21 protein-coding genes are annotated in these 25,236 nt (G+C 37.4%); 7 read left to right on the top strand and 14 right to left on the bottom strand.

The window, feature by feature from the left end; genetic code table 11:
• Nucleotides 1–148 precede the first annotated feature (148 nt).
• From rpsT to ABWV45_RS09495, 3 genes are all read left to right on the top strand, one after another.
• Entirely contained in the window at nt 149–415 is a 267-nt protein-coding gene (gene rpsT, locus ABWV45_RS09505) for a 30S ribosomal protein S20 (RefSeq protein WP_353351021.1), read from the top strand.
• Nucleotides 416–672: 257 nt separating this feature from the next.
• Nucleotides 673–1,017: a hypothetical protein gene (locus ABWV45_RS09500; RefSeq protein ID WP_353351019.1), complete on the top strand. Its 345-nt coding sequence runs from the start codon at nt 673–675 to the stop codon at nt 1,015–1,017.
• A 343-nt stretch (nt 1,018–1,360) separates the two neighbouring features.
• The gene (locus ABWV45_RS09495; RefSeq protein WP_353351017.1) at nt 1,361–1,945 is read left to right on the top strand and encodes an acyloxyacyl hydrolase; all 585 of its coding nucleotides are present in this window, start codon (nt 1,361–1,363) and stop codon (nt 1,943–1,945) included.
• Between the two features lie 75 nt (nt 1,946–2,020).
• Here ABWV45_RS09495 and ABWV45_RS09490 read toward each other — a convergent pair whose 3' ends face one another.
• The 4 genes from ABWV45_RS09490 to pgi form a co-directional block, all read right to left on the bottom strand.
• Nucleotides 2,021–3,205, bottom strand: a complete 1,185-nt coding sequence (locus ABWV45_RS09490) for a capsule polysaccharide biogenesis protein (RefSeq protein ID WP_353351013.1) — start codon at nt 3,203–3,205, stop codon at nt 2,021–2,023.
• Nucleotides 3,206–3,207: 2 nt separating this feature from the next.
• On the bottom strand, nt 3,208–5,286 hold the full coding sequence (locus ABWV45_RS09485) for a capsule polysaccharide biogenesis protein (RefSeq protein WP_353351011.1): 2,079 nt from the start codon (nt 5,284–5,286) through the stop codon (nt 3,208–3,210).
• A gap of 23 nt (nt 5,287–5,309) precedes the next feature.
• Nucleotides 5,310–6,149: a 3-deoxy-8-phosphooctulonate synthase gene (kdsA, locus tag ABWV45_RS09480; protein WP_353351009.1), complete on the bottom strand. Its 840-nt coding sequence runs from the start codon at nt 6,147–6,149 to the stop codon at nt 5,310–5,312.
• A gap of 83 nt (nt 6,150–6,232) precedes the next feature.
• The gene (gene pgi / locus ABWV45_RS09475; protein ID WP_353351007.1) at nt 6,233–7,906 is read right to left on the bottom strand and encodes a glucose-6-phosphate isomerase; all 1,674 of its coding nucleotides are present in this window, start codon (nt 7,904–7,906) and stop codon (nt 6,233–6,235) included.
• A gap of 208 nt (nt 7,907–8,114) precedes the next feature.
• Here pgi and ABWV45_RS09470 point away from each other — a divergent pair, with 208 nt between their 5' ends.
• From ABWV45_RS09470 to ABWV45_RS09460, 3 genes are all read left to right on the top strand, one after another.
• Nucleotides 8,115–9,446: a hypothetical protein gene (locus ABWV45_RS09470; protein ID WP_353351005.1), complete on the top strand. Its 1,332-nt coding sequence runs from the start codon at nt 8,115–8,117 to the stop codon at nt 9,444–9,446.
• 163 nt (nt 9,447–9,609) lie between these two features.
• Nucleotides 9,610–9,993: a hypothetical protein gene (locus ABWV45_RS09465; protein WP_353351003.1), complete on the top strand. Its 384-nt coding sequence runs from the start codon at nt 9,610–9,612 to the stop codon at nt 9,991–9,993.
• Nucleotides 9,994–10,002: 9 nt separating this feature from the next.
• The gene (locus tag ABWV45_RS09460) at nt 10,003–10,968 is read left to right on the top strand and encodes a Maf family protein (RefSeq protein ID WP_353351001.1); all 966 of its coding nucleotides are present in this window, start codon (nt 10,003–10,005) and stop codon (nt 10,966–10,968) included.
• Nucleotides 10,969–11,155: 187 nt separating this feature from the next.
• Here the strand turns inward: ABWV45_RS09460 and ABWV45_RS09455 are convergent, their stop codons facing one another.
• Nucleotides 11,156–11,962 (bottom strand): sulfotransferase family protein, encoded by an 807-nt coding sequence (locus ABWV45_RS09455; RefSeq protein ID WP_353351255.1) that lies wholly within the window; start codon nt 11,960–11,962, stop codon nt 11,156–11,158.
• A gap of 168 nt (nt 11,963–12,130) precedes the next feature.
• Between ABWV45_RS09455 and ABWV45_RS09450 the strand changes: the two genes are divergently transcribed.
• Entirely contained in the window at nt 12,131–12,895 is a 765-nt protein-coding gene (locus ABWV45_RS09450; RefSeq protein ID WP_353350999.1) for a hypothetical protein, read from the top strand.
• On the opposite strand, the gene ABWV45_RS09445 is transcribed toward ABWV45_RS09450, so the two are convergent.
• The 9 genes from ABWV45_RS09445 to ABWV45_RS09405 form a co-directional block, all read right to left on the bottom strand.
• Nucleotides 12,892–13,620, bottom strand: a complete 729-nt coding sequence (locus ABWV45_RS09445) for a sulfotransferase (protein WP_353350997.1) — start codon at nt 13,618–13,620, stop codon at nt 12,892–12,894. The genes ABWV45_RS09450 and ABWV45_RS09445 overlap by 4 nt on opposite strands.
• A gap of 1 nt (nt 13,621) precedes the next feature.
• Nucleotides 13,622–17,068 carry a sulfotransferase gene (locus ABWV45_RS09440; protein ID WP_353350995.1) on the bottom strand — a complete coding sequence of 1,149 codons (3,447 nt, stop codon included), beginning with the start codon at nt 17,066–17,068 and terminating at the stop codon, nt 13,622–13,624.
• A gap of 111 nt (nt 17,069–17,179) precedes the next feature.
• Nucleotides 17,180–18,577: a sulfate adenylyltransferase subunit CysN gene (cysN, locus tag ABWV45_RS09435; protein ID WP_353350993.1), complete on the bottom strand. Its 1,398-nt coding sequence runs from the start codon at nt 18,575–18,577 to the stop codon at nt 17,180–17,182.
• 43 nt (nt 18,578–18,620) lie between these two features.
• Nucleotides 18,621–19,535 carry a sulfate adenylyltransferase subunit CysD gene (cysD, locus tag ABWV45_RS09430; RefSeq protein ID WP_353350991.1) on the bottom strand — a complete coding sequence of 305 codons (915 nt, stop codon included), beginning with the start codon at nt 19,533–19,535 and terminating at the stop codon, nt 18,621–18,623.
• A gap of 1 nt (nt 19,536) precedes the next feature.
• Complete coding sequence (locus ABWV45_RS09425) at nt 19,537–20,730, bottom strand: hypothetical protein (RefSeq protein ID WP_353350989.1); 1,194 nt, start codon at nt 20,728–20,730, stop codon at nt 19,537–19,539.
• A 47-nt stretch (nt 20,731–20,777) separates the two neighbouring features.
• Nucleotides 20,778–21,980: a hypothetical protein gene (locus ABWV45_RS09420; protein ID WP_353350987.1), complete on the bottom strand. Its 1,203-nt coding sequence runs from the start codon at nt 21,978–21,980 to the stop codon at nt 20,778–20,780.
• A 13-nt stretch (nt 21,981–21,993) separates the two neighbouring features.
• A complete protein-coding gene (gene cysQ / locus ABWV45_RS09415; RefSeq protein WP_353350985.1) occupies nt 21,994–22,806 on the bottom strand; it encodes a 3'(2'),5'-bisphosphate nucleotidase CysQ in 813 nt (270 codons plus the stop codon).
• On the bottom strand, nt 22,806–23,438 hold the full coding sequence (gene cysC, locus ABWV45_RS09410) for an adenylyl-sulfate kinase (RefSeq protein ID WP_353350983.1): 633 nt from the start codon (nt 23,436–23,438) through the stop codon (nt 22,806–22,808). Before cysC ends, cysQ begins: the two co-directional genes overlap by 1 nt.
• 29 nt (nt 23,439–23,467) lie before the next feature.
• Entirely contained in the window at nt 23,468–25,216 is a 1,749-nt protein-coding gene (locus ABWV45_RS09405) for a sodium:proton antiporter (RefSeq protein WP_353350981.1), read from the bottom strand.
• Between the last annotated feature and the right edge of the window lie 20 nt (nt 25,217–25,236).

Genomic DNA, 25,236 nt, shown 5'->3' with positions numbered 1-25,236 from the left:
GCCATTGTAATCTGAGCGCGCCATTGGCACGAGCCTTAAATAAGATTTAGGCTTAAACCGACAAAGGGTTTGACAAAAAGGCTCCTACTCCGGATAATTCGGCACCCTTAAATTTATTGTTAATACACTTATTCGAAGGAGCCTGATAGTGGCAAATTCAGCTGGATCACGTAAACGCGCTCGTCAGGCGGTTAACCGTCGCTCTCAAAACGCTAGCCTACGTTCAATGGTTCGTACTTACATCAAAAAAGTACGCGCAGCCATCGATACTAAAAGCTACGACGACGCTCAAGCAGCATTAACCGTTGCATCACCTTATGTAGACAAAATGGTTACTAAAGGTATCATGCACAAAAATAAAGCAGCTCGTATCAAGAGCCGTTTAAACTCTGCGGTTGTTGCCCTTAAAGGTTAATCGCAAAATTGGGGGCAGCCCCTGCCAAAAAGCCAGCCATGTGCTGGCTTTTTTTATGCCTAAACAAAAGCCAATCATTTAAATAATGATTTTAGTAAGCACCTGCATACCCATCAGCCCTTCAAATTAGTCAGCTTAATTCCTTTAAATGTTAGCTAACTGAATAAATATCCTCACCTAGCATAAATCCCGCACACAATAGCTTAACTTGGACTAAAGTTAAAAATGAATACAGCAATCATGGCTAGGAGACACTTATGAAAACTGTTCTTGCCAGCTTGATCCTCACCTTAGCGGCCTATGCTCAAGCTTGCTGCGCAGATGATCTTCAAGTCAGTTTATTCAGCAGCCAAACCATACTGTCTGAATACAGCGAACACACCGTTCAACCCACTTGGTTATTTGGTCACAGCGGCTCACCCCAACTCATGGGCTTTACGCAAGTATCTAATACTTTTTTGCAAAATAGTCGGCAAGCACATACTGTGCAGTACATGGGATTTGGATTGCACCAGCAGGTAACCCCATTTTTCTACACTCAGCTATTAATGAGCGAAAAAAGTGGTGGCGCATCTGAGGTGAAAATCGGGTTAGATTTTTAAATCCCCTCCCAACATCTAAACCTCCACAAGCCGATAATTGATCATTATCGGCTTTTTTATGCTCTGAATTCCCAAAAAGTTAGTCCATACAAACCATTTACGTTGTAACAATGTGTATTAAGCCTCCCTTAAAGCGTCAAATAATTAGCCTATAAATCCGCCAATAAAGAGTCTTTTTGACTTATTTTGTCTAAGTGTAATGTACTGTTATTTTTTAATATCTTTTTGCAACATGGCGGGAAAAGTCTCAAATCCTAACTAGTATCAGTTTTAAGGACCTGCTGATTTACGCCACACCCTACGTCAAGGAAGCAGGTCGATTCGTAACCATTAGGACGCTGTTATGAAATCGATCAAACTAACTAAGTTATTATTACTGACTTCAAGCCTTGTCTTGTTTAGCCTGCCAAGCTTGAGTGAAAACTACTCATCAAAGGGTAGCATTAGCGTTGATGACCTTATCGCTAATATGCTGCTGAAAAACACAATCGGCCTAAGATACGGGGCTCCGAGCAATAAGCAGATATTGCCCATCAATACAAAGGAGGTATATATTCAGCACCGCTTTCATCCTTTAAGCGGCTCCCTTATCACCCCTGCACTCGAATTTAGTGTAAGCCAGTTAAATGTAGGCGAAGAGAAAGGCTACGTTTACGGATTCGGTCCAGCTATGAGCATTCCCATTGGAGGCACCAATGGCGGCTTATTTTTTACGGCTCACGGAAAAATGCATTATCTAACCCGTGATAACTATGGCCGTAAACGCTATGGTGGCCCAATCCATTGGACTTATGGGGTTGGCCTCAAAACCAACATTACCATTAATACATTTGCCAGCTACATGTGGCAGCACATGAGCAACGGCGATGTTTATGAATACAACCCAGCGTTAGAAACCCATACTGTCACCCTAGGCATTAACTTCTAACTTTCCTTCACCTAAAACAAAAAAGGCTCGTGCAATTTAATTGCCGAGCCTTTTCATTATCTATTTAATAAAGAATTAAAACGACAGCATGCCGTGCTTCTCCATATATCGCACAATATTGTTACAAGTAAATTCGTAATCACAATAGAAGCTTCCGTTAATTTGTCCATGATCTAACAAATAAGCTCGAAACCTATCTGCAAATTGTATATCGGGTTTTTGAGGGTTCAACCAGAATTCATCCAAGGTTTTTTGGTCAGTCAAACCTGGCATATCAAAAAAGGCATTACCCATTACTTTTACAGCGGCCTCATGATAAAACGCTTGCAGAGCTGTTGTACTATTGATGGTGACAACACCTTCACAGTGCTTCAATAATGTTGGTAAATGCTGGTCGTGTATATACGCCACTTTATCTTGAATACATAACCTCTTAGCTAATTGCCCGATAAAAGTTCCGTAATGGGAGTGCCCCCGATCCATAGGATGATGTTTAATCAAAAGCATGGCATCTGTGGGACTATTAGCGAAGGAAGTCATTACCTGCTCAATAAACGACTCTAAATCATCGTATACGCTATGACACTTGATTTGCGCATCATTATGAACCTGAAGAGGCATTAAGAAGAAGGCCCCTTTTTCTACAAAGTCTTGGGCCGAGGGTTGAGTTAATTTATAAAGTTGCTTACGAAAAAAACCTCGCCACCAAAAGACGCACTCTTGAATAGCTGGGTATTCCCTATGGTGACGATAATTGATAAACCGCCAAAATTGCCAAGCGATCACATTGTAATAAACAAATGCATACACCACACGACTAAAGAAATTACTGGGGATAGTATGCTCATCTTGAATACTATGAATCGGATTATATGCCTCGACACCCGAATGACGAATAGGGCTATGACCGTTTACACCACCTTGCTCAATGGTAATGTAGTTTGGACGCAAGTAGCCCTCTTCTAATGCGATATACTGAATATTCAGTTTTTTGCATAAAATATGGGCTTGCTGATGGTAGTAGCGACAGTCTCCGTAAACGACCACCAATTTTATCTGATTTTCTTGTAAATATTTCTCAAGAAAAAGTGACCAATAGTGCGACTCACCTTTATAAGAAACAGCAGGGCTTTGAGAGTAATAATGCGAATCACCAAGATTTAAATTAATCTTATGGGCATTAATACCATGAGCTTTTAAAGCTTTCGCAAAATAGTCAAAAAACGGCCCTAACGGACCCTGAAGTAGCAGTACAGACAAACCTAGCTCCCAACCCCAACGTCCTTTTTGGCAAAGCCATGGGTTTTAAAAATTGCTTGAGCAAAATAGCGTATTTTACGCCATTGTCGAGCATACCATATAGTTTTGAGCTTCATTCCTAGTACTTTATCACAAACTATTTGCGAAATAGTTGATTCCACAGCGGTAATGCTTCTCGTTTCCCAATTTACATAGCGAGAATACAAAACCAACGTTATATATACCAATTCATTTACTGACACTTTTTTGTTTCGCCTAGGATAGCTGTAGTTATCTTGAGTCAATCCCCAACCTCCATAAAACGGCAAACCATAAGTAGACACTGATACTCCACGAATCAATGCCTCAAACCCTGCCAACGAGCAGATAGTACATAAGCGATCTGTAATCGCGAACAAACTTAATAAACTCGTACTGGATAAGTACAAATCGGCAAATTGCTTAACCTCTGCATCACTTAGACGACCAGGGCGCACACCACTATAAACATCCGGATGTTCTTTATAGATTATGTAGGCATCGGGATAATCACACCTTACCTGCTTTAGCAAAGATAGGTTGTCTTTTATATCAATGGCACCAAACTCCATAGATAGATCTTGCTGAAATTGCCCTGTCACAAGAACAATGGCTCTATCTCCTGCCGAGAGTTTAATTTGCTCAACATCATCAGCAGACTCCACATTATACTTAGTGATATCACTATGTTTAAGTTGGCTAATTAGCTTCTCAGCCCTAACCTGCTCATATTCGTTTAGCTGATAAGAATCTAATAGCCCTTCTAAATCAGAAGCCTGTTTACCGTTATAGTAAATACCTTGTTTATCTACCACTAGTGAACTAGGTCTGCGTAAATCCGCACCTAACCCTACCGAACGAATAAAGCCATCTTCAATACGCCAGCAATCAACGACCTCAGGTTGTTTCATTCCCCAAATCAATGTTTGCTCTGCCCGTTTACGTTTTAAAAACGTAATTTTATTTGCCGATTGCGCAATAAACTCAGGAATAAAACTGCGCTTCCATAAGGAGAAGTTAGGTGCAGACAGAAGTTGGCAAGACATATCACGAAGTTGAAAGTGAGCTTGCAAGTAATCCACAATCGCCTCAACCTCACACGGCTCTTGCGTATCAGGATGCAAATATGTTGGATAACGAATAATCGCTGCATCTATTAGCTCATGCAATGTTGTGCTCTTACGTGCATATTTTAATGGCTTATCGCATTTATCTTGAGTCAAACCTCGCCCTGCGTAAAAGGGCCAAGCAAAGCACGTAACCGGTTTATGCTGCCACAACGCTTCAAAACCAAGCTGGCTACTTACCGTTCCAACTTCCGACGCATAACAAATTAAATCAGCAGGGGAGTAATCTTCTGCTAATAAATGAATTCGATCACTTAGACCGCCATCAACTTGTTCTATGGCAAGTAATTCAAATAAATAGCCTTTCTTTTGACCTAGCAACACATCAGGATGGATTTTAACGACACAATTTAAAGTTGGGTCTTCTGCTAACTTTAATAATGCCCAATCTAACAAGTTGTTAAAACTACGTTCCGTACCACCCGAGTGTTCTATGGATGCATCACCATAGGTTTGATCCACTAATAATAAATATGGCTTTGTTATTAGAGATTGATCCAAATGGCTGGCTGCTTCTCGCTTGTGATTATATTTAGATATTTTGAGGGTGTTTAATTGCTCAATTAAACGACTAACTCTCCCGTCATCTAGTTCAGCGGGATCCTCTAACAACTGATCAAGCCCAGAAGGTTTTGACGCATCATAATAAATACCTACACGATCAATAATATAGGACAAACGCTGGTATGGTTTGGACAAACTAGGATGGCTTAGCCAGCTAATAAATCCATCTTCTAGTGCCCAATAAGGGGTTCCATTTTTCTGCGCTACATCTCTTGCTAATTGCGCAGTGGGTTTGTATCCCCAACCGACAAGTGTATGCCCATCCGCTTTTTTCGCAGGGCTAAACGACAAAAGACGAACACCGTTCGTCTTAAGTAATCGAGAAATTTGTGGGTTATTAATAATCCCACGGGAAGATGTATAGAACGCCATAACTGGTAAAGGAATATCCCCTGTTACTCGATAATCACAGGCTCAAATGATTTAATCAAATCATCTACTGCCTTCATTTGTGCTAAATAAGGCTCTAATTTGTCTAGGGGCAATGCACATGGGCCATCACATTTGGCTTCATCTGGGTTTGGGTGGGCCTCTAAAAATAAACCCGCAATTCCAAGGGCCATACCTGAACGTGCTAATTCAAATGCTTGGGCGCGACGACCACCCGCACTATCTGTACGACCGCCAGGGCGCTGTAAAGCGTGAGTCGCATCAAAAATCACCGGAGCCATGATTTTCATGTGGTCCATGCCCAGCATATCGACCACTAAATTGTTATAACCAAAAGAAGACCCTCGCTCACATAACATAATGTGCTCGTTACCAGCCTCTTTAAATTTGGTAATGATATGACGCATCTCATGAGGAGCCAAAAACTGAGGTTTTTTAATATTGATGGCTGCACCAGTCTTGGCCATAGCAACCACTAGATCCGTTTGACGCGCCAAAAAAGCAGGCAGTTGAATCACATCTACCACTTCTGCCACTGGTGCCGCCTGATAAGGCTCGTGGACATCAGTAATGATAGGTACACCAAAGGTATCTTTGATCTCTTGAAAGATCTTCAAGCCTTCTTCCATGCCCGGCCCACGGTAAGAGTTAATCGAGGAGCGATTGGCTTTATCAAACGATGCTTTAAAAACGTATGGGATACCGAGCTTTTGCGTAACTTCAACATATTTCTCGCATGTGCTCATGGCCAGATCGCGACTTTCTAATACGTTGATACCACCAAACAAAGTGAAAGGCTTTTTATTATTAACCTCAATATTAGCTACCGATACTTGCTCTATCATGTAATACCCCTATAAATTTAGCGGCAAAATATACCCTAATTTGGGCCATGCCGCCAACATCCATTCCCTAGAACCAAACCGGCTTACAACTTATTTTTCATAGACCTAAAGGCATTGATTAACCCTTGAGTAGACGAATCAAATTCTGACGCTTCATCATGACAAGCCAACAACGCACTATGTACTTTATTTCCTAGTTGTTTACCCAACTCTACACCCCACTGATCAAAACTATTAACCCCCCATATCTGCCCTTGAACAAATACCTTATGTTCATACATTGCGATAAGCGCCCCAATAACATGTGGTGTAGACTTATCAAAATAAATGGTATTACTAGGTCTATTTCCTGCAATTGCTCGCTGCGGGGCAAGTACTGATATCTCTTCTTCTGTTTTACCCTGTGCAAGCAGCTCTGTCTTAGCTTGCTCAAGGGACTTCCCTTTCATCAAGGCTTGGCTTTGACTTAAGCAATTTGAGACAAGTAAAGCATGGAAGTCACCCACGGCATTGTGACTCATTAAAGGTATAATAAAATCACATGGGGCAAATTGAGTCCCTTGATGCAACAGCTGGTGATATGCATGCTGACCATTACTGCCAACACCACCCCAGATAATTGGCCCAGAATGAAACGGTAACGGCCGCCCATGAATATCAACAGACTTACCATTACTCTCCATATCAAGCTGTTGAATATGAGAAGGTAGCCCCCTAAGGTAATGATCATATGGCAAAATAGCATGGGACTGAGCATCAAAAAAATTGTTATACCATACACCCAGAAGCCCTAATAATACTGGCATATTTTGATCAAGAGGAGCGTTTCTGAAATGCTCATCCATTGCATGAGCGCCTTGTAATAGCTGCCGAAAGTTCTCGAAACCAATGGTCAGCATGAGAGGTAAACCAATGGCAGACCACAGCGAATATCGCCCCCCGACCCAATCCCACATTGGAAAAATATTTTTAGCATCTATACCAAACGATTGCGCCTTTTCAACATTGGCGGTAACTGCAGCAAAATGACGTGCCAATTCAGCTTCACAGCCGCCATTATCTAAAAACCAATCACGGCAAGCCGTTGCATTTTTCAACGTTTCTTGTGTACCAAATGATTTAGACTGCACAATAAATAACGTAGTTTCTGGACTTAACCCTTGTAAGGTTTCGGTTAAATCAGAGCCATCTATATTGGATAGGTAATGACAATTAATCTTGCGGCTCCAATAGGGCTTTAACGCCTCGGAGGCAAGCTTAGGGCCTAAAAAAGAGCCCCCTATGCCAATGCTTACTACATCTGTAAATGGTTTATTACTGAATCCACGCCATTGTTGCGTTCTAATGGACCAGCAAAACGCCTCCATACGGTTTAAAGTTGATTTAACTTCTGGCATGACATCTATGCCGCCAACCATAACAGGCTCACCAGAGAAGTTTCTAAGAGCGGTATGTAATGCTGGTCTATTTTCACTTAGGTTGATTTTCTGGCCCATAAACATGGCTTCAATTGCGCTAGGTAAACCACAAGACTCTGCCAAATCAACCAATAACTTGATCGTTTCGTCGGATATTCTGTTTTTTGAATAATCGAGATTCAACCCTGCCGCTGATAATGAGAAGTGTTCAAAGCGATTAGGCTCTTCATCAAAGCACTCATCCATGCGCTTTGATTCAATGTGATCATAATGCTCAGATAAAGCTTTAAACTCAGGTTTATCTGAAAACATCAAAGGGGGGGATACCGAGCGATCCATGTGCCAACTCTTATAATTATAAGTAAAGTGAAACGGATCACATTTTAACACTAACAATCAGAGGAACAAAACTACCAATAACTTATAATGACGACCATTTTATTCATATTGGTTGCCAAATTACCATATAAAGGCCACTAATCTATATTTCCTAATTATTTGATCAATTTGATGTACAATTAAGAAATATCATATTTAAGTTAATTTAATGCAACAAACTCTGTACATAAGCCACTCAAAAAGAGGCAAAGAACACTTCTATTTAGACGCATCCGCTAGATATCGCTGCATTTTTCCATGTACCGATACCTCAGATCGTATCATTAAACACTGCGTTCACTTTAAGCAACTCAAACACATCCGAGTGAGTGATTACAGCACAGTTATTTTTCATCGACCTGTTTATTCAAATAAACTTAAAAGACTCATTCAGCATCTTGAGAATCAAGGCGTTAATGTTATTGCGGATTTTGATGATTTATTGTTTTCAGTTGAGCACGCACTGGAAAGCCCAGCCTATTTAAGTGGCCAATTGTCTAAACAGCAAGCCTTAGATATGACCCAGAATTATCTAAAAGCTTTAAACTTATTTAACAAAGCACAAGTATCAACCGAGCCATTAAAACAATATATTGGACAATGTAGCCCTAAAATTAGGACTCAAGTTACAAATAACAGGATTCCAGCCTATTGGAGCTACCTCAGCACCGAACACCAAGCACACCCAATAGACAAGCTGAAAGATAAAGTCATAAGGTACTTTCCTGGAACAAGCCACCATAGTGCAAATTTTAACTCTATTAATATTTGCCTTAATAAAATATTGAATAACAATTCAGATATTCGACTTGAAGTGGTCGGTGATATTAACATCCCTAACGACGCCTTCCCTAAAGCTCAATTTAAGCAAACTGAAACCGTTCTTTTTGATGAATTACCCGCATTAATTAGCAGCAGTTGGCTAACCATATCCCCACTTGAAAATAATATATTCAATCAATGTAAAAGTGGCCTAAAGGCTTGGGAAAGCGGTATTTTTGGCGTACCTGTTATTTCCAGTAGCAACCCAGACATGGAACGTTTGAAATGTTCGGGCTTATCCCTAACAACTAATATTAATGACTGGGAACATCTTATATTAAACTATAAAGACGCCAATAATTACGCTGCCTCATCAAAAGCCATCCGTCAATCTAGCGCCCAGTCTGTAATTGCATCCGATACTTTCAAAGCAGCCAATTCTGTTCAATTAGTGCAAATTCTATCATCAAACTATGGTCCTAACTGGCTTGAATGCCTATACAACCCCACCCATAAGCTACACCTAAAGATTAATGAACAACTGTCTCAGTTATCTCAGTTAGACAATCAAGCATTAATTACATCCATAGATGACAATATTACGAGCCTAAACTCAAAATTTAAATTCCACCTGAAAAATTACTTTGAACAAAGTTCAAAAGTCCGCATTAAACGAAAACTGCTTAAACTTAAAAATAACCCCCGCCTCTTTGTTAGAGACATGCTCAAGAATATTTGAAGTAATTTCCTGCCAAGAACAAACATCGCATAAACTAGTACTTTTTAACTAGCTAAAAGAAGTCAAACAGAAAATTATTTTCAAAGGACTAAAAAAGTTCCTTACGATTATGGGAATAAGGTATTAGAATGTGGCCACATTTCACTGACAATGGGCAGAAAAAATGAAAAAAACGTTATTAAGTGTATTAATGCTACCTCTAAGTATGAGTAGCTTCGCTATTGATATTACTTTTACTGATAGTCAAATGTCTGTATCTAACTCAAATACCGATGTTATTGCTATTACAATTGGTGATTCAAACCAATATTCAGAAACATTCAATTTTTCGGGCTCTAGCGCAAGTATCTCAAACTTTGAGATTAATAGTGCTCAAGATGGTCTCTACAAATATAGCGTCATCGCAACCAGTATTGCAGGTAGCACCGAGGTTTCTGACAACAATGGTCGCAACCAAGTTGAAAAGAACATCGTCACCTCTGAAACTGAAAGCGGCCATATCAGAATTGAAGATGGTCAATTTCTATTAACTGCTGAAGCTGAATAAGGAAAGAACATGAAAAAAATTATTCTTACATCATTTATTCTAGCTGCGAGTCATGCTGCTTTAGCGGACAATGTAATTAATGACGATTTAATTGTTAATGGTAGCTCCTGTATCGGATTGGATTGTACTAATGGCTACAACTTCGGGTTTGACACATTAGTTCTGAAAGAAAACAACTTGAGAATGTATTTTGACGACTCAAGCAGCACAGGGAGCTTCCCAAGTAACGATTGGCGCTTCACATTCAACGACAGCGGTAATGGCGGATCTAGTTTTTTCTCAGTTGATGACGCCACTGCAGGCAAATCTATATTTAAAGTTGAAGCAGGTGCTCCAGCAAATTCACTATATGTAGATGGTCAAGGCGATGTAGGTGTGGGGACAAGTACACCAGTTCTAGAATTACAAGTTACAGACGGTGACAGCCCAGGCCTAAGACTAGAGCAAAACGGCTCTTCTGGTTGGACTCCTCAAACGTGGGATATTTCAGGCAACGAAACTAACTTCTTTGTTCGTGATGTAACCAATGGAAGCCAGTTACCTTTTAAAATTCTACCAAATGCTGGTAATAACAACCTAGTACTAAAAAATGGATCTATTGGTATCGGAACCAATGCACCAAGTGATACTGTGCATATAAAACATTCAGGTGATACTGGCTTTAGATTTGAAAATACTACAGCAACCGTTGGTTCAACATGGAGAGTTTATAACCAAGGAGATTCCGGTAAGTTAAAATTCACCGATGATCCAACCGGCGCTCGCACACCACTTAAGCTAGAAAAAGATGCTTCTAATAATCTAGTTAAAATTGGTACAACTATTACCGCTGAAGGAGCTACCACTAACTCACAAGTTGAAATTAGAGGTTCACTAAAAGCAACCTACCTTGTAGATGATAATGGAAATATTTATAAACTTTCTGATATTGTTACTGCCCTTAGTGAATTAGGAAAAAACCTTCCTACTTACTAAAAAACAAGGCCCAGTCTAACTGGGCCGGCTTTTAAAAATAGACTAAATCCCCAGAGCAAGCATCCCTGATAGCAACTAAACCTACTTATACAGCCTACTCATAAGAATACAATCTCACGGACACTACCTAAAAGAACCTTATCTATGTATCAATAGGCACAAGGTAGTAATTCAATTTTAATACTTATTATATATTTGAATAACCAAGTTGCTCAGAAAGTCTTTTTGTCATAAAGTCCAACTCTGATATTTGAGCCTCTGATAACTGTGTTTTCCATTTATCAAGGGACGAGGGATCAATCTTTCGATCTCGCAACGTATCCCCAGGACCCTCTCCTTTTAGGTATTCAAAATAATTTTCTGATGCAGGATCATACTCTAATCCACAGTGCTTCGTTAATAATTCTAGCGTAGCTTTGAAATCAACAATCAAATCTTCATATTTAAATACGAAAGTATCTAGGTCACCTTCTTGATATGCTTTGTATATACTTGTTTTAATATTCCAAATAATGGCTGCTTTTATTAACTTAGAAGTCTTTTCCGATTCCAATTTTTCTATTTGTCGAGAAAACTCTGTAAACAAAGGCTTAGACTTGAGAGCCCTTTTAGTCTGATTTTCTACCATAGGAATATGTTTCAACTTTAGCATTGAAGCAACTACACTTCTTGGATTACGCACGGGGTATACAACTTTTATATTATTAGCCCTTTTCAATAAATCAGTAATTTCATAAGTAATATTTGGGGCTTTAGCAACTATAATACTCGATTGAATATCAGAAAATTTAGAAAAATTCGCCCTAATATCTGTATACTTTTTAGACGAAACATTAACTATTTCATTCATACTCAGAGTATCAAATGCTTGACGATCCAAGTAATAATCTAAGAACTTATATACTCCTTCAAATTCATCAATTAAGAATGCTTTCGGATGAGCACCCAGTATCTGGCCAGTCAAAGTTGTACCGCTGCGCTGGCAGCCAGCTATAATGATACTTTAAGGTCAGATACATTCATAACAATCAACAGTCTTTTGAAAAATCAAAGTAAAATATTAAACCACAGTTAATACTCAATATGCGAGTAGCATTATAGTACGAAAGCACTAAATAAATTACACTACCAAAATGTTAACTAAAGCTTACACACTATTAAAATGAAGAAAATAATTATTTTAGGCATGAACCGAACAGGCACTAAGCTAGCTTCATTTTTAATCTCAAACGCATTCGACTTAAAAAGGGTTTACTTAGAGCCATTCTCATGGGACAGAGGAATCGTCACACGCCCAAGTGAAGATTGGAAGATACAGCAAAAATTAAGAGAAAGATGTCAAATTGGCCAAAGAGAACACAAAAATTTAAACGTGATTTCAAGTGGGAACGATGAATCACCATGGCTAAATAACTTACTAAATAGCCCTGAATGGGATATTTTTAAATTTATAGAGATAGGCAGGCACGATCTATATAAAAAATATAACCCTGATGCATACTATATTTCATTGATCAGAAACCCGATAGAGTTTATTCAAAGTATAAAAGGAATGAAAGATGCTCGCAAAGCGGTAGTCGAGCAATGGGAAAGGCTTCATCAAGATGAAGGTTATTCCGACCCATTACCTGACGCAGATAAGATTATAGGGGAGGAGCTAGCAGCCTGTGCAAAAGCCTACTATGTTTTATACTCCACCCTATCTAGTTTTAAACCAAATCAAGGCATAAAAATAACCTATGAAGAGCTAAAATCAGAGAGCCTACCCTTTTCTTCTCTAGAGCAATATCTAGACAAAAAAATGAATCATCTAAGTAATCGCCCTATGCTAGGAAACTCTACAAAAACAGAGTTAACACCACAAGAAAAAAAGTATATTAAAGGTACACTTCATCCAATATATGAAAGCTTCTTGGAAGGCAATTAAAAGTTGAACCCTAAATCTTTTAATCTACTTAAAGCAGCGCGGGAGAAAATTGATAGGTCCATTTTCTCATAGCGCCCTTTAGTAACTGGAGTCACAATAGAGTTATATACACTCTGATCTAATTTATTATCAAGGTTTAGCTTTTGAAATAAGCGATTAATAACATTTTTGCTATTCAAGCAAAGGTTCTCAAATTGAATTACTTGGAAATTCGTTCCAAGTAATTTTTTACCTGTCTCTATTGCGTATTCATTGGCAGCTATCCAGTAGTCTAACTGTTGAGTCTCTAAAGTTCCTTTTTGTATATCAACACCAAAGAAATCACTCCAATTCAGTAATTGGTTTTTATTTCCACTAAACGCCATATCTAAGCCATGCCGAATAACGTGAATATAGGAAACATCCTCAAATATTTCACAAAAATAAGGCAAATAATAAAAACTTCCAGGAACCTTTATTGCTAATAAATCATCATCCAACATATCCAGTTGGCAAGCTTCTACTCTCATTTTCTCTATAAATTGTGTAAATGGTCCTGATAATTTATCTAGCTTTTGTTTATGAGATAGATTTTTACTTTTAATAATATCTCTTAAACCTGGCCAATCTAAGTTATCTAATGACTTATTAAGGTTTGAGCCAATAAAAATATTATTTTCTTTAAAAATATTGGCAACTACACGTGTTCCACTACCACCAACGCCACCTATAAATACGACCTTCAAACTAAGCCTCCAAACTCTTTGTATAACCAAATTCTTGCGCGACTTCCTTGGTTAAATCCCAAATTTCAGATACTGCTTTTGTGTTTTCAATTTCGAAGTTCAATCGCTTAGAATCAATATTCAAAACAGGGGGAGCGGTTATTTCAATATTTAAGAATTTTTGCAATTGTATATGCACATATTCAGGACTACTAACCATATCTTCGTATTTAATTTGAATATATCTTTCGTTAGGCAGACTTGAATCTAAAATACGGGATATGTTAGATAATTGATAGTTCCAACTCACTGCATTATTAAAAGTATCTGAATTATTTATGCACTCTTCAAAGTTTAAGCCATGATGCTTATACGCTTCTTTTAATGCTACATTTCCAACAGGGCTATCCAATCTAGACGTTACATGGGTACGGCGAAAACTAATACTCAAGGGGTGACGTGTTAAATGAATTACCTTTGCATTAGGGAATGCCTCAAGTAACTCTGGCATACACAGCATTGCCTCTGGCAATTTGAACCCCCATAAACCTTCTTCAATACCTCCTCTCTCAAGTATATTAAGCGCATTATTTCTTAAACGTTGGATATAATCATTTCTAGAGGCTAAGCAATTTCCAGATTTGTATTTTGTAACTAGATCGTATATTGGTTCTACCCATTCAATGGAGTCTTCTGTTTTATTAATTTCATTTCCAAGAAATAATCCAAAACTTTGCATTAACTCTGATAATAGGCGAGTTCCACTGCCTCCTCTTCCTGTAATAATAACTGGTGAGTCTATAAACTCTTTATTTAAACCAGTAGCATGAGAAAACACCTGACAATTAGATGCTTGCAATATAGCCAAATTCAATGCTGGTAAATCTTGTTGTTTATAATCCTCTAAAGTATTCGAAACTGATAGTTTTAAAAAATGACTGCCTTGAGGAACATATTTACCAATATATAACGCTTCTTTTTCGGGTACTGTAAATACTTCATTACGTATATTTTTGTATTCTTTTGAAAATATATCAAAAGTAGCATCTGGTCTTTTTAAGTTCGTCGCGATACCGCCATGAACTTGATGGAAAGTACCTTCATTTAATAAAATCATTAATTCTGTACCTTGCAAATCACAAGCACGCTTATAAATATCTAAATTACTAAGCCCGCCCCCTGGTGTTTTAAAAGCATAATCATAACCGTTAAGCTCTTGCCATAACTGCTTACGCATAAATATCGCATTACTTTCGGCAATAGGTTTAAAATAGCCATTCGCGCTAGAACCCGCTAGTGAACTGATTTCAAACAAACGGTAGCCATTCTCCTTCCAGTTAATAATATTTAATAATTTATCTTCTAAATCTTGATTATAACCTTTAGCTACACTCTCCATTTGAACTTCAGGGCCAAGATGGAAACCAAGAGTTGATACAATTGAACTTTCAGATATTTTAGAGGCTTTTAAGACACCATTTAATAAACCAGGTGAGGCAATCCTTGCACCATCAATACATACCCCGACAATGGGAGCCTTCGCCATAGACAGCCCTAGGTTTATTGCTGAAACAGGTGATACTTCAGGCTTAGGGTTATGAACAATGCGTAAGTTTTTGGCATTAGAAAAATCGGATAGTTTAGGAGGAGCTTTCGATCCATTATCCACAAGAATAATTTCAATATCATCAACATCCACTTCTAATTGATACTGGGATGATAAACTAAAAATTGTTCGAGGGATCTCTCTCTGCATATTATAAGATATAACAACAACTGAGATTTTAGGATTACTTGGCGACACACCTTCTTGTTTAATACATAAAGACTGAAGCTCTTCTAAAGTATAAACTTTTGAAAATGCTTTACTTATCCAGTATAAAATTTGAGTATTATCATCAAGATTAAGTGATTTAATACTCATTAAAAAACGCTGAAAAGTATTAGGTTCAATTCTATTTTTTATAAAATCATGATGATATTCTTTAGTATTATCGAGCCCAAGAGAATACATAAAAGATATAAGCTTCATTTCAAGAACATCATCACCTAAATTATCTTTCAATAATGAATATGCTGACTCAATACCATAAACTTCACGATGAATATCATATTTTCTTAGCTTTCCGAAAACACTCTCCTGTATGGATAAAGATTTATTTTGTAATTCTAAAGCTTCTTGATAATTTCCTTTAAATCTTTTTATTTCGGATAATCTAGAATAAAAATCTGAATTCTGAGAATTGCCTTTAATGGCCAAACTATAATAATATTCTGCTGCATCAAATTCGAATTTTTCTTTCGAAATATCACCAAGAATTTTCTTAAAATATGGTCTAGTTGTATCTGTGGAAACAGCCATCATAATGAATTTTTCTGCTGTTTCATATTCAGCAATAGAGAAATTAAGTAACCCTAAAACCTCAAGTATACCAATATTATAAGGATCACTAGAGCGATACATTTCAACCATCGGTATTAAAAGTCTAGATAAATCTGGGTTTGAATAAGTCTTTAAAACTTCGATTTGTTTTTTAAATTCAGCGAATGACAAGTTCTTAAATTCATCGACACCTATTTCATTGCAGGTAAAATCACTCGGCAATCTATCAATAGTATTTGATAATAAATCTATCCACCTTGGATCTAATCTACTTTTTACAATTTCAACTTCATTATTATTCTTTGCATATGCAATATCTTGCAATTCTACGTACACTTCCTCTAATTCTTGTTTTAGAGAATCTGATATTCCAAAAAAGGTATTTTCATCAATTTTATTATTAGTATAGTTTGCTTTAATAGGTGACTGAATTTGAGTATCTAGCTGGAAGCTGAATTGATTATTCAGTTCAAAAGGAAGATCAAATCCATTTAACAACGCCTCTTGCGCAACAACAATACTTACATCTTTATTCTTTTTGTGAAAATTGATCATCTTTTTATTGTAAGCAAGCCACATTTTGGCGGCAAGCTCAGGATCTTTCCAGAAAAGGCTATTATCAGTAAAGTCCTTGCCATCCAACAAATTAAATGCCAAGTCTTCAGAATGACGATTAAATAGTGATTGTACGCAAGATCCCCAATGTCGATACATTAAAACAAATCGACCTCTGCCATTAAGTGCTTGTTTCCACTCATTTAAATACAGTGTTGCTCTTGGGTCTTTCATCAACCATAAATTACCATCTAACTCATACCGACATTGACAATATTTGCGAATTAAACTCACATTCTCAGACGAAGGTTTGATTTGTGATTCCGAATGGAATTGCCAATTTGTTCCTGCTTTTAACAATAAACCATCGTGTAGCTTCATTGTTAGAATATCTTCAAAATGACCGTCAGGATTAGAAGGATTACCTGGCATTGGGTCTATAGCGTATGACACTCCTGCAATATGAATAATTTGTGAGGCTAGTGATGTTCCACTGCGATGAAATCCCGCAAGAACTATAGGGCTACTCATGATTTTCATCCCGATAAAATATTGCTTTTAATAGCATATAGATGCCCAATATATAATAAAAAAGGCGCTATATGCGCCTTTTTTTATTTTTCGACATACATGAACTATATACTATTCAGGAAAGTATTTTCTAGTCAATGCAGCCACTTCAGCATTAAATGCCTGTAAGCGCTCTTCATAACTTAAGGTCGTCAGATTTTCTGATTTTTCAATGGCACTTTCAATCATACCAGCAGCAATTGTAATATTGCTCATACGATCAATAACCACAAAACTACCCGTACCTTTCGATGATTTATAGGCATCAAATACTACAGGGCCATTTAAAGATACAGTTACAGCACCTACTTCATTAAGTGATAGAGCATCAGCATCAATGCTAGCCATTGTATTCACATCAACCCTATGATCAATTGATGTAACACGACCATAAACAGGCTTTGTCCCTACTTTGAATAGGTATTCCTTATTCACCTGTAGAGGCTCTTCAGACATCCAAACAAGGTTAGATGTAAAGCTATTTGATATTTGCGTGCTCTCACCACTAATGATTGTATCACCACGGGAGATATCAATTTCATCATTTAGAGTAATTGTAATTGCTTCACCAGATACAGCATGTTCCACTTCGCCCTCAGGTGAAATGATTGATTTAACTGTACTCACCTTGCCAGACGGTAAAGCAGTAATAGAATCACCAACCATTATGTCCCCTGCTGCAACCGTACCGCAGAACCCTCGAAAATCCAGATTTGGCCTGTTAACATACTGAACTGGCAATCTAAAGCCATCTAATGTTGCTTTATCATTAATTTTGATACTTTCGAGCTTTTCAATAAATGTCTCACCGCTGTACCATGGTGTATTAACACTACGGTCTACAACATTATCTCCATTTAGTGCTGATAACGGTACATAATGAACATCTTCAATATTTAATTGTTGAGCCAATTTTGAATAGTCAGACTTTATATTTTCGAATACAGTTTCTTCAAACCCCATCAAATCCATTTTATTTACAGCAACAATAACATTCTTAATCCCTAGAAGACTTATAATGTAGCTATGACGCTTAGTTTGAGTTTGGATACCTTTGCGCGCATCAATCAAGATAATTGCGAGATCGCAAGTAGAAGCACCTGTAGCCATGTTACGTGTATATTGCTCGTGCCCTGGGCAATCAGCAATAATAAATTTTCGCTTGTCTGTTGAGAAATATCGGTATGCAACATCAATCGTGATGCCCTGCTCACGCTCTGATTGCAAACCATCGACCAACAAAGCCAAATCGAATTCTTGATCTGTTGTATTAAATTTTTGTGAGTCTTTCTTTATTGATGCTAGTTGATCTTCAAAAATCAGCTTTGAATCGTGCAATAAGCGACCAATGAGTGTTGATTTACCGTCATCTACGTTTCCGCAAGTTAAAAAACGTAAAATATCTTTTTCTTCATGCTGCTTCAAATATGCAAGGATATCGTCTTCGATTAAATTCGATGCGTGTGCCATAAATAATTCCTGATTAAAAAATACTATTATTAATTGAAAAAAACTAGAAGTAGCCTTCCATTTTTTTCTTTTCCATAGACCCAGATGAATCATGATCTATAGCTCGACCTTGACGCTCAGAGGTCGTAGTCAATAGCATTTCTTGAATGATTTCTGGCAAAGTTGTAGCCTCAGACTCAACTGCACCAGTTAAAGGGTAGCAACCCAATGTGCGGAATCGAACCATTTTCTGCTGAGGCACTTCGCCTTCGTTTAATGGTAAACGCTCATCATCAACCATAAGTAACATACCGTCACGCTCAACTACAGGGCGTGGGGCAGAATAATACAATGGAACAATCTCAATTTGTTCTTTATAGATATACTGCCAAATATCTAATTCTGTCCAGTTACTAAGTGGAAACACGCGAATGCTTTCACCTTTGTTAATACGGCCGTTATATATATTCCACAATTCAGGACGTTGGTTTTTAGGGTCCCATCTATGGTTCTCATCACGGAATGAATATACACGTTCCTTGGCTCGTGATTTTTCTTCATCGCGACGAGCTCCACCAAATGCGGCATCAAATCCATACTTATCTAAAGCTTGTTTTAGACCCTGAGTTTTCATAACATCTGTGTGAACAGCGGAACCATGAGTGAATGGGCCAACACCTTGCTTTACCCCTTCCTCATTTATATGAACAATTAAATCCATACCTACTTTCTTCGCCATTTGATCACGGAAAGCGATCATTTCTTTAAACTTCCAAGTTGTATCAACATGCATCAATGGGAAAGGAGGTTTGCCAGGTAAAAAAGCTTTAGCTGCCAAGTGCAACATTACTGCAGAGTCTTTACCGACAGAGTAAAGCATTACTGGATTATCGAATTCAGCCGCTACTTCACGGATAATATGGATACTTTCCGCCTCTAATTGCTGAAGGTGAGTTAATCGTTTTTTTGATAACTTCACTTTATTTCTCCTTATTTTTCATTCTATGTTCTTTCATTTTTTTAAGTGCAATTTTATCTTCTGGCCAGCATCTCTTAACTATCCGCATTAATTTAAGACTGAGTCTTGAATTGATTTCTTCTAAATCTAGCGAGGCTCTTTTTAAAATATTCACTTCATTTTCTTCCAGAATATGCCCATTTGAAGGAAATGTTAGATGAAGATATTCATTAAAATAATCTAGTTTGATCTGATTAGCCTTCCCATCAGGAATCTCTAAATCAGGATAAGAGTTTTTCATAAATAAAAGATCAACTAAACAAGGGGGTGTTTGCTGAGTTTCATTACCCTTGTACTTTCTACCCATTAAACTTAAAGGAGCCTCATCTTTTAGCTTTGATGCCGATAATTTAATACAGCCTGAAATACCGCTGGGAACTGATTCATGATAATAACCAAATCCGTCTAGAAGAAAATTACTATTATTAATTTTCAAAATGGTTAAGGGCTCCCCTTTAGTGGTATTAATATACCCTATTGAAAGCAAGTCACCATGATCAGAAATCTCAACATCCCCTTTCAATTCAAAGTAATTCAACTTTAATAAACTATTTGAAAACCTCCCCTTAATTAGCTCTGGATAATTTTCAAATTCATCTTCATAAAATAAATAGAAAGGATTTTCAAAGCCTTGAATGCGAGAAGGCTGGACTAATGAATTTTCTTTTAAGTATTGACTAAGCTTTTGCCCAATAAAAAATGATATTTCTCTCTTCAAATGTATGAAATCACTATACATTTCCTTGTCAAATGAATATTCATTTAAATCAAGAATATTAAAAGAGAATTGACCACTCAGTTTCTTTACTAACTTGAAGTAATCATAATTTTCGTGCTCTTCTAAACCATAGAACGCAGCAAAAAAATTAATTATAGGTACATTCAACCTTGATAGAAGTGCATAAAAGTAAGGTAATTTATCTGTGTATTTCGCTCCTAACTTAGAAGAATAAAAATTCACATCATTAACGTAGTGATCAACAATCACCACATCCATACTTTCAAGAAAATCACTATTCTTCAAAATTGTTGTAATATGAGAGTAAAAAGGAACTCTACCCGAAGATAAATTATAAACCTCATTCTCTACTGACAATGCTGTGACATAATTATTTTTAAAAACTGAATTTGAAGTTCCAATTACTGCGATTTTCATAATGTTTGCCCATTAAACATCAATGTAAGCTAGCTATTAGCACCACTCTATTCAGTGATACCTTTTAGCCTATCTCGTATTTCCCATAATTTATTCATCGCAACCTTATCGGCAGGCCTGTATCGCCTGATAATTCTTAACAGTTTAAACGACAACTTTGAGTCTACACCTTCAAGAGAAAAGGCAGCATTTCTAATCCATCTAATCTCTTTATTTTGAACTTCCATTCCAAAAGGGCTGCATACTAAATTTATATTTTCCTGGAGGTTTTTAATTAATAATGGATTCCCCTTCCCGTCAGGAAGGTCAATCTTATATTCAGGAAACTTCAAATATAAAAATTCGGTGATAGCTGGATAATCGAATATCATTTCATCCGGTTTAGAAAAATCAGTCCGTTCAACCAAACTATAGACGTCTTCACACCTACCCTTTAATGGAGAAACAACAATTGGACCAGTCAGATTTGGCGCTACCTCATGGTAGTAGCGTTCACCTTCAAGTTCATACTTAACTCCATTTAATGAAACACCAAATAAGTTTTCTTCAGCCTCATAATTAAAATAACCGATTGATATTAGTTCCCCATTATCAGGAAGAATAATTTCATCCTTCAAGCGAAAACATGAAATTTTGAGCAAGCTATTCTGAAACTCAAACTCTTCGCACTCAGGGTATTCTCTAAGGTGCTTCTCACCTATCAATGCAAATGGGTTCTTGAAATTTTTAGGCGGCAAAGGGCATTGTAATTCATTATGTAATAAATAATTACTTAACTGCATACCAATCAGATAAGAAACCTCCCTTTTAAGATGGATTGGATCTGCAAACATTCCATCGGTGAAATCAATCTTATTTAAATCCAATAAATTAAATGAAAAGTTTTCACTTAATTTATTAACAAGTTCATAAAACCAATATCCTTTTTCATCTTTGATTTTATCGATTGCAGATAAATAATTTAATATCGGAACACCTATTTCTGATAGTAACGAATAAAAGAGAGGTAGCCTTTCTTTATACTTCTCATCCATGATCAAAGAATAGACATTTACATCATTAATATAGTGGTCGACAATAATCAAATCCATTGTCTTAAGTAAAGCAATATTCTTGAGTATCGTTTTTATATGAGCGTAGTAAGAAACTCTGCCCGAAGATAAATTATGCACTTCATGATCTTGTGACAGAGCCGTTACATAATTATTTTTCTGTACAGAATTAGATGTCCCTATTACAGCAATTTTCATCTTATTTACTCAACTATTTACTAAGCTCTACAAACTCACTTATCCATAGCTCATTGATATCTGAACAAACAATAAAAAATGGGTTTAGCAAATCTTCTTTTTGACCGTAATCTAAAGATTTAAGATCTGGTCTTAAAATTTTACCACCAGCAATCTCAACTACTGCTTGCGCTGCACCTGTATCCCACTCACAAGTTGGGGCTAATCGAGGGTATAAATTTGCTACACCTTCAGCTACAAGGCATAACTTTAATGAGCTCCCCATGGATACAAGATCAACGTTGCCCAGTTTTTGCGAAAACTTTTCAAGAGCTTCAGCTCCGTGACTTCTTGAACCAACCACTTTCCAGGTTTCATCACCTACAGGCTCTTGTGCAACTGAAATAGATTTAGGTGTATTACCTGAATCCTGGCGGAAAGCACCAATACCTTCAGCTGCAAAATAGAAGCGCTCTAAAGGAGGACAATAAACAACTCCTAAAACAGCTTTACCATTATCAATAAGTGCGATATTAACGGTAAACTCATCGCTCTTTTTAATAAATTCTTTGGTGCCGTCCAATGGATCAATTAACCAGTACTTTTTCCAATCTTTTCGTCGATCCCAAGTAATACCATCTTCTTCACCAGACTCTTCTGATAAGCAAGGCAAATCACTAATGGCTTTTAAACCATCAATAATAATATGATGTGCTGCTAGATCAGCCTCTGTTAACGGGCTTTTATCTTCTTTTTCATACTGTGCATAGTCAGTACGATATATTTCCATGATGGCATCGCCAGCACTCTTCGCTATATCTTTCGCCTGCTTCAATAACGCATCCATTAGCTTAACTCCAATGCAGCATTATTGATTTCCGCTGGCTTTAAATAGCCACGATCTTCTAAATACGTTATTACAATATCAGCAGCATCATGAACACTGATGTCCACATTTTTGATTGTGATTTCAGCCGCCTCTGGCGCTTCATATGGCGAATCAATCCCAGTAAAATCTTTAATCTGACCAGCACGTGCCTTTTTATAGAGACCTTTCGGGTCGCGCTTCTCACATTCATCGATAGGCGTATCTATATGTACCTCAATAAATTCACCTTCTTTCAACATATCTCTTACACATTCACGATTTACTTTAAATGGAGAAATAAATGCTGTTAATACAATCAAACCAGCATCTACCATTAAATTGGCCACTTCACCTACTCGGCGAATATTTTCGTTGCGATCATTTTCATTAAAACCAAGGTCTCCACATAAACCATGACGAACATTATCACCATCCATCAAATATGTATGTTGTAGACGATCTGCTAGTTTACTTTCAACTGCACCCGCAATTGTTGATTTACCAGAACCACTAAGCCCAGTAAACCACAACAAGCAAGGGCGTTGCTTTTTCATATATGAGCGAATGGATTTATCTACCGGATGCTCATGCCATACAATATTATCTTTCATAATGTCCTTCACAATTTAATAAATAATCTTTAGTTAAGAGGCCACGCTATTGGAATAATTGTTAGTGCAATTAATGCAACTAATATACTCAGCGGAGCACCAACTTTTAAATAATCGTTAAACTTATAACCACCAGGCCCCATAACCATCAAATTCGTTTGATAGCCTGTAGGTGTCATAAAGCTTGCTGAGGCAGCAACCATCACAGCAACAGCAAATGCTTGTGGGCTGAGATTCAAAGCACTTGCTGCAGAAAGAGCAATTGGCAACATAATAACCGCTGCTGCATTATTGCTTATTATTTCAGTCAAACATACTGTTACAAGGTAAATACCAACTAAAAGAATAAATGGGTCACTTGATATTCCCAAAACAGATTCAGCAATACTACCAGCCAAGCCAGAGGTCTCTATAGCACCACCTATACCCAATGCGCACCCAATCACAAGTAAAACCGAATAATCTATTGATTTCCCTGCATCTTCAAAGTTAATGCATCGCGTAAAAATCATAGACATAGCCGCAACAATGGAAGCTTGCATAATACTTAGAAAACCAAAACCTGATAAAAAAATCATTACTGAAAAAATTGACAATGAAATATTGGCTTTCTTCGTATCCGTTTGGTCAGTTTCTGCAAATTTACTCACTAATAGAAAATCTTGACTATTTCGATATCTAAACAAAAATCCCTTTTGAGCTTCAATTAATAGCGTATCACCTGCTTGTAATTCAATGTCACCTAGACGCCCTCTTAATCGTGCACCATGACGGCAAACACTCAGTACTACTGCACTATATCGGTGACGAAAGCGTGCCTCTTTGATTGTCTTTCCAAGCATCGAATTCGAAGGTGATAATACGGCTTCAAATAGCCTACGGTCTCCCCTATCTCCTTCTAATTTAAACCTATGATCATCAGCTAGTACCAAGCCTCTAAAATTTCGTAATTCTAAAACCGACTCAGGGCTACCTGCGAAAATCAAGCGATCCTCTGCATTTAGTACTGTCCTTGGCCTCACTGCCGAAAGCACTTGGCCCTCTCTTTCAAGTTCAACCAAAAAAAGACCCGGCAAACTTCTTAAACCTGCATCTATAATGGTTTTACCGTCCAGCTCGCTACCTTCTTGAATCAGCATTTCAACCATATATTCACGTACATGATCGAACTGCTCACCTGAGCCCTCTCTAACTGGCAGTAATTTATGTGCAACGAATCGTAAATAAAGCCAGCCAACTAAAACTAACGGAACACCTACGTATGCAATCTCAAATAAATGAAATTCATAGCCATTAGCTTTTTGCATCATACCGTCAACAATAAGGTTGGTACTTGTGCCAATTAATGTACAAGTACCACCAAGAATTGAAGCGTAACTAATAGGTAACAACCAACGTGATGGTGAAATAGCATAACGTCTAGAATGTCCTTGTACTATCCTTGTTAACATGGCCACCACTGGACTATTATTGATAAATGCACTTAATAATGAGGTAAGGACTAATATTCGCTTAGGAATATATGGCCCTTTTGGCTTGTGCATAATTAAAGCAGCAACATGTTGAGTTGCCCCTGTATTCACTAAAGCCCCAACCACAACATACAAAGCAGCCAAACTTACTATCACAGGGTTCATGGAGTAACTTAATAATTGCGTAGGTTCTGGTGCAATAATCAATAACAATGAAAAAATGAATAGAAATACGTGCACAGGTGAAAATTTATTACTTACCAGTAAGAATAGAAGTAGTACAAGTAATGTGATCTCAATTAACAAAAGAATGCCTATAAAAATAT

Source organism: Oceaniserpentilla sp. 4NH20-0058, from assembly GCF_040371755.1.
Classification (GTDB): Bacteria; Pseudomonadota; Gammaproteobacteria; order Pseudomonadales; family Oceanobacteraceae; genus Bermanella.
The sequence above is the reverse complement of the archived record's forward strand: the minus strand, read 5'-3'. Positions and strand labels throughout refer to the sequence as shown.

Coding starts and splice junctions, on each gene's coding strand:
- ABWV45_RS09460 (WP_353351001.1), top strand. CDS start 10,003: ATGAAAAAAATTATTCTTACATCATTTATTCTAGCTGCGAGTCATGCT.
- ABWV45_RS09450 (WP_353350999.1), top strand. CDS start 12,131: ATGAAGAAAATAATTATTTTAGGCATGAACCGAACAGGCACTAAGCTA.
- cysQ (WP_353350985.1), bottom strand. CDS start 22,806: ATGGATGCGTTATTGAAGCAGGCGAAAGATATAGCGAAGAGTGCTGGC.
- ABWV45_RS09495 (WP_353351017.1), top strand. CDS start 1,361: ATGAAATCGATCAAACTAACTAAGTTATTATTACTGACTTCAAGCCTT.
- cysC (WP_353350983.1), bottom strand. CDS start 23,438: ATGAAAGATAATATTGTATGGCATGAGCATCCGGTAGATAAATCCATT.
- ABWV45_RS09420 (WP_353350987.1), bottom strand. CDS start 21,980: ATGAAAATTGCTGTAATAGGGACATCTAATTCTGTACAGAAAAATAAT.
- ABWV45_RS09500 (WP_353351019.1), top strand. CDS start 673: ATGAAAACTGTTCTTGCCAGCTTGATCCTCACCTTAGCGGCCTATGCT.
- pgi (WP_353351007.1), bottom strand. CDS start 7,906: ATGGATCGCTCGGTATCCCCCCCTTTGATGTTTTCAGATAAACCTGAG.
- kdsA (WP_353351009.1), bottom strand. CDS start 6,149: ATGATAGAGCAAGTATCGGTAGCTAATATTGAGGTTAATAATAAAAAG.
- ABWV45_RS09425 (WP_353350989.1), bottom strand. CDS start 20,730: ATGAAAATCGCAGTAATTGGAACTTCAAATTCAGTTTTTAAAAATAAT.
- ABWV45_RS09440 (WP_353350995.1), bottom strand. CDS start 17,068: ATGAGTAGCCCTATAGTTCTTGCGGGATTTCATCGCAGTGGAACATCA.
- ABWV45_RS09470 (WP_353351005.1), top strand. CDS start 8,115: ATGCAACAAACTCTGTACATAAGCCACTCAAAAAGAGGCAAAGAACAC.
- ABWV45_RS09465 (WP_353351003.1), top strand. CDS start 9,610: ATGAAAAAAACGTTATTAAGTGTATTAATGCTACCTCTAAGTATGAGT.
- ABWV45_RS09485 (WP_353351011.1), bottom strand. CDS start 5,286: ATGGCGTTCTATACATCTTCCCGTGGGATTATTAATAACCCACAAATT.
- cysN (WP_353350993.1), bottom strand. CDS start 18,577: ATGGCACACGCATCGAATTTAATCGAAGACGATATCCTTGCATATTTG.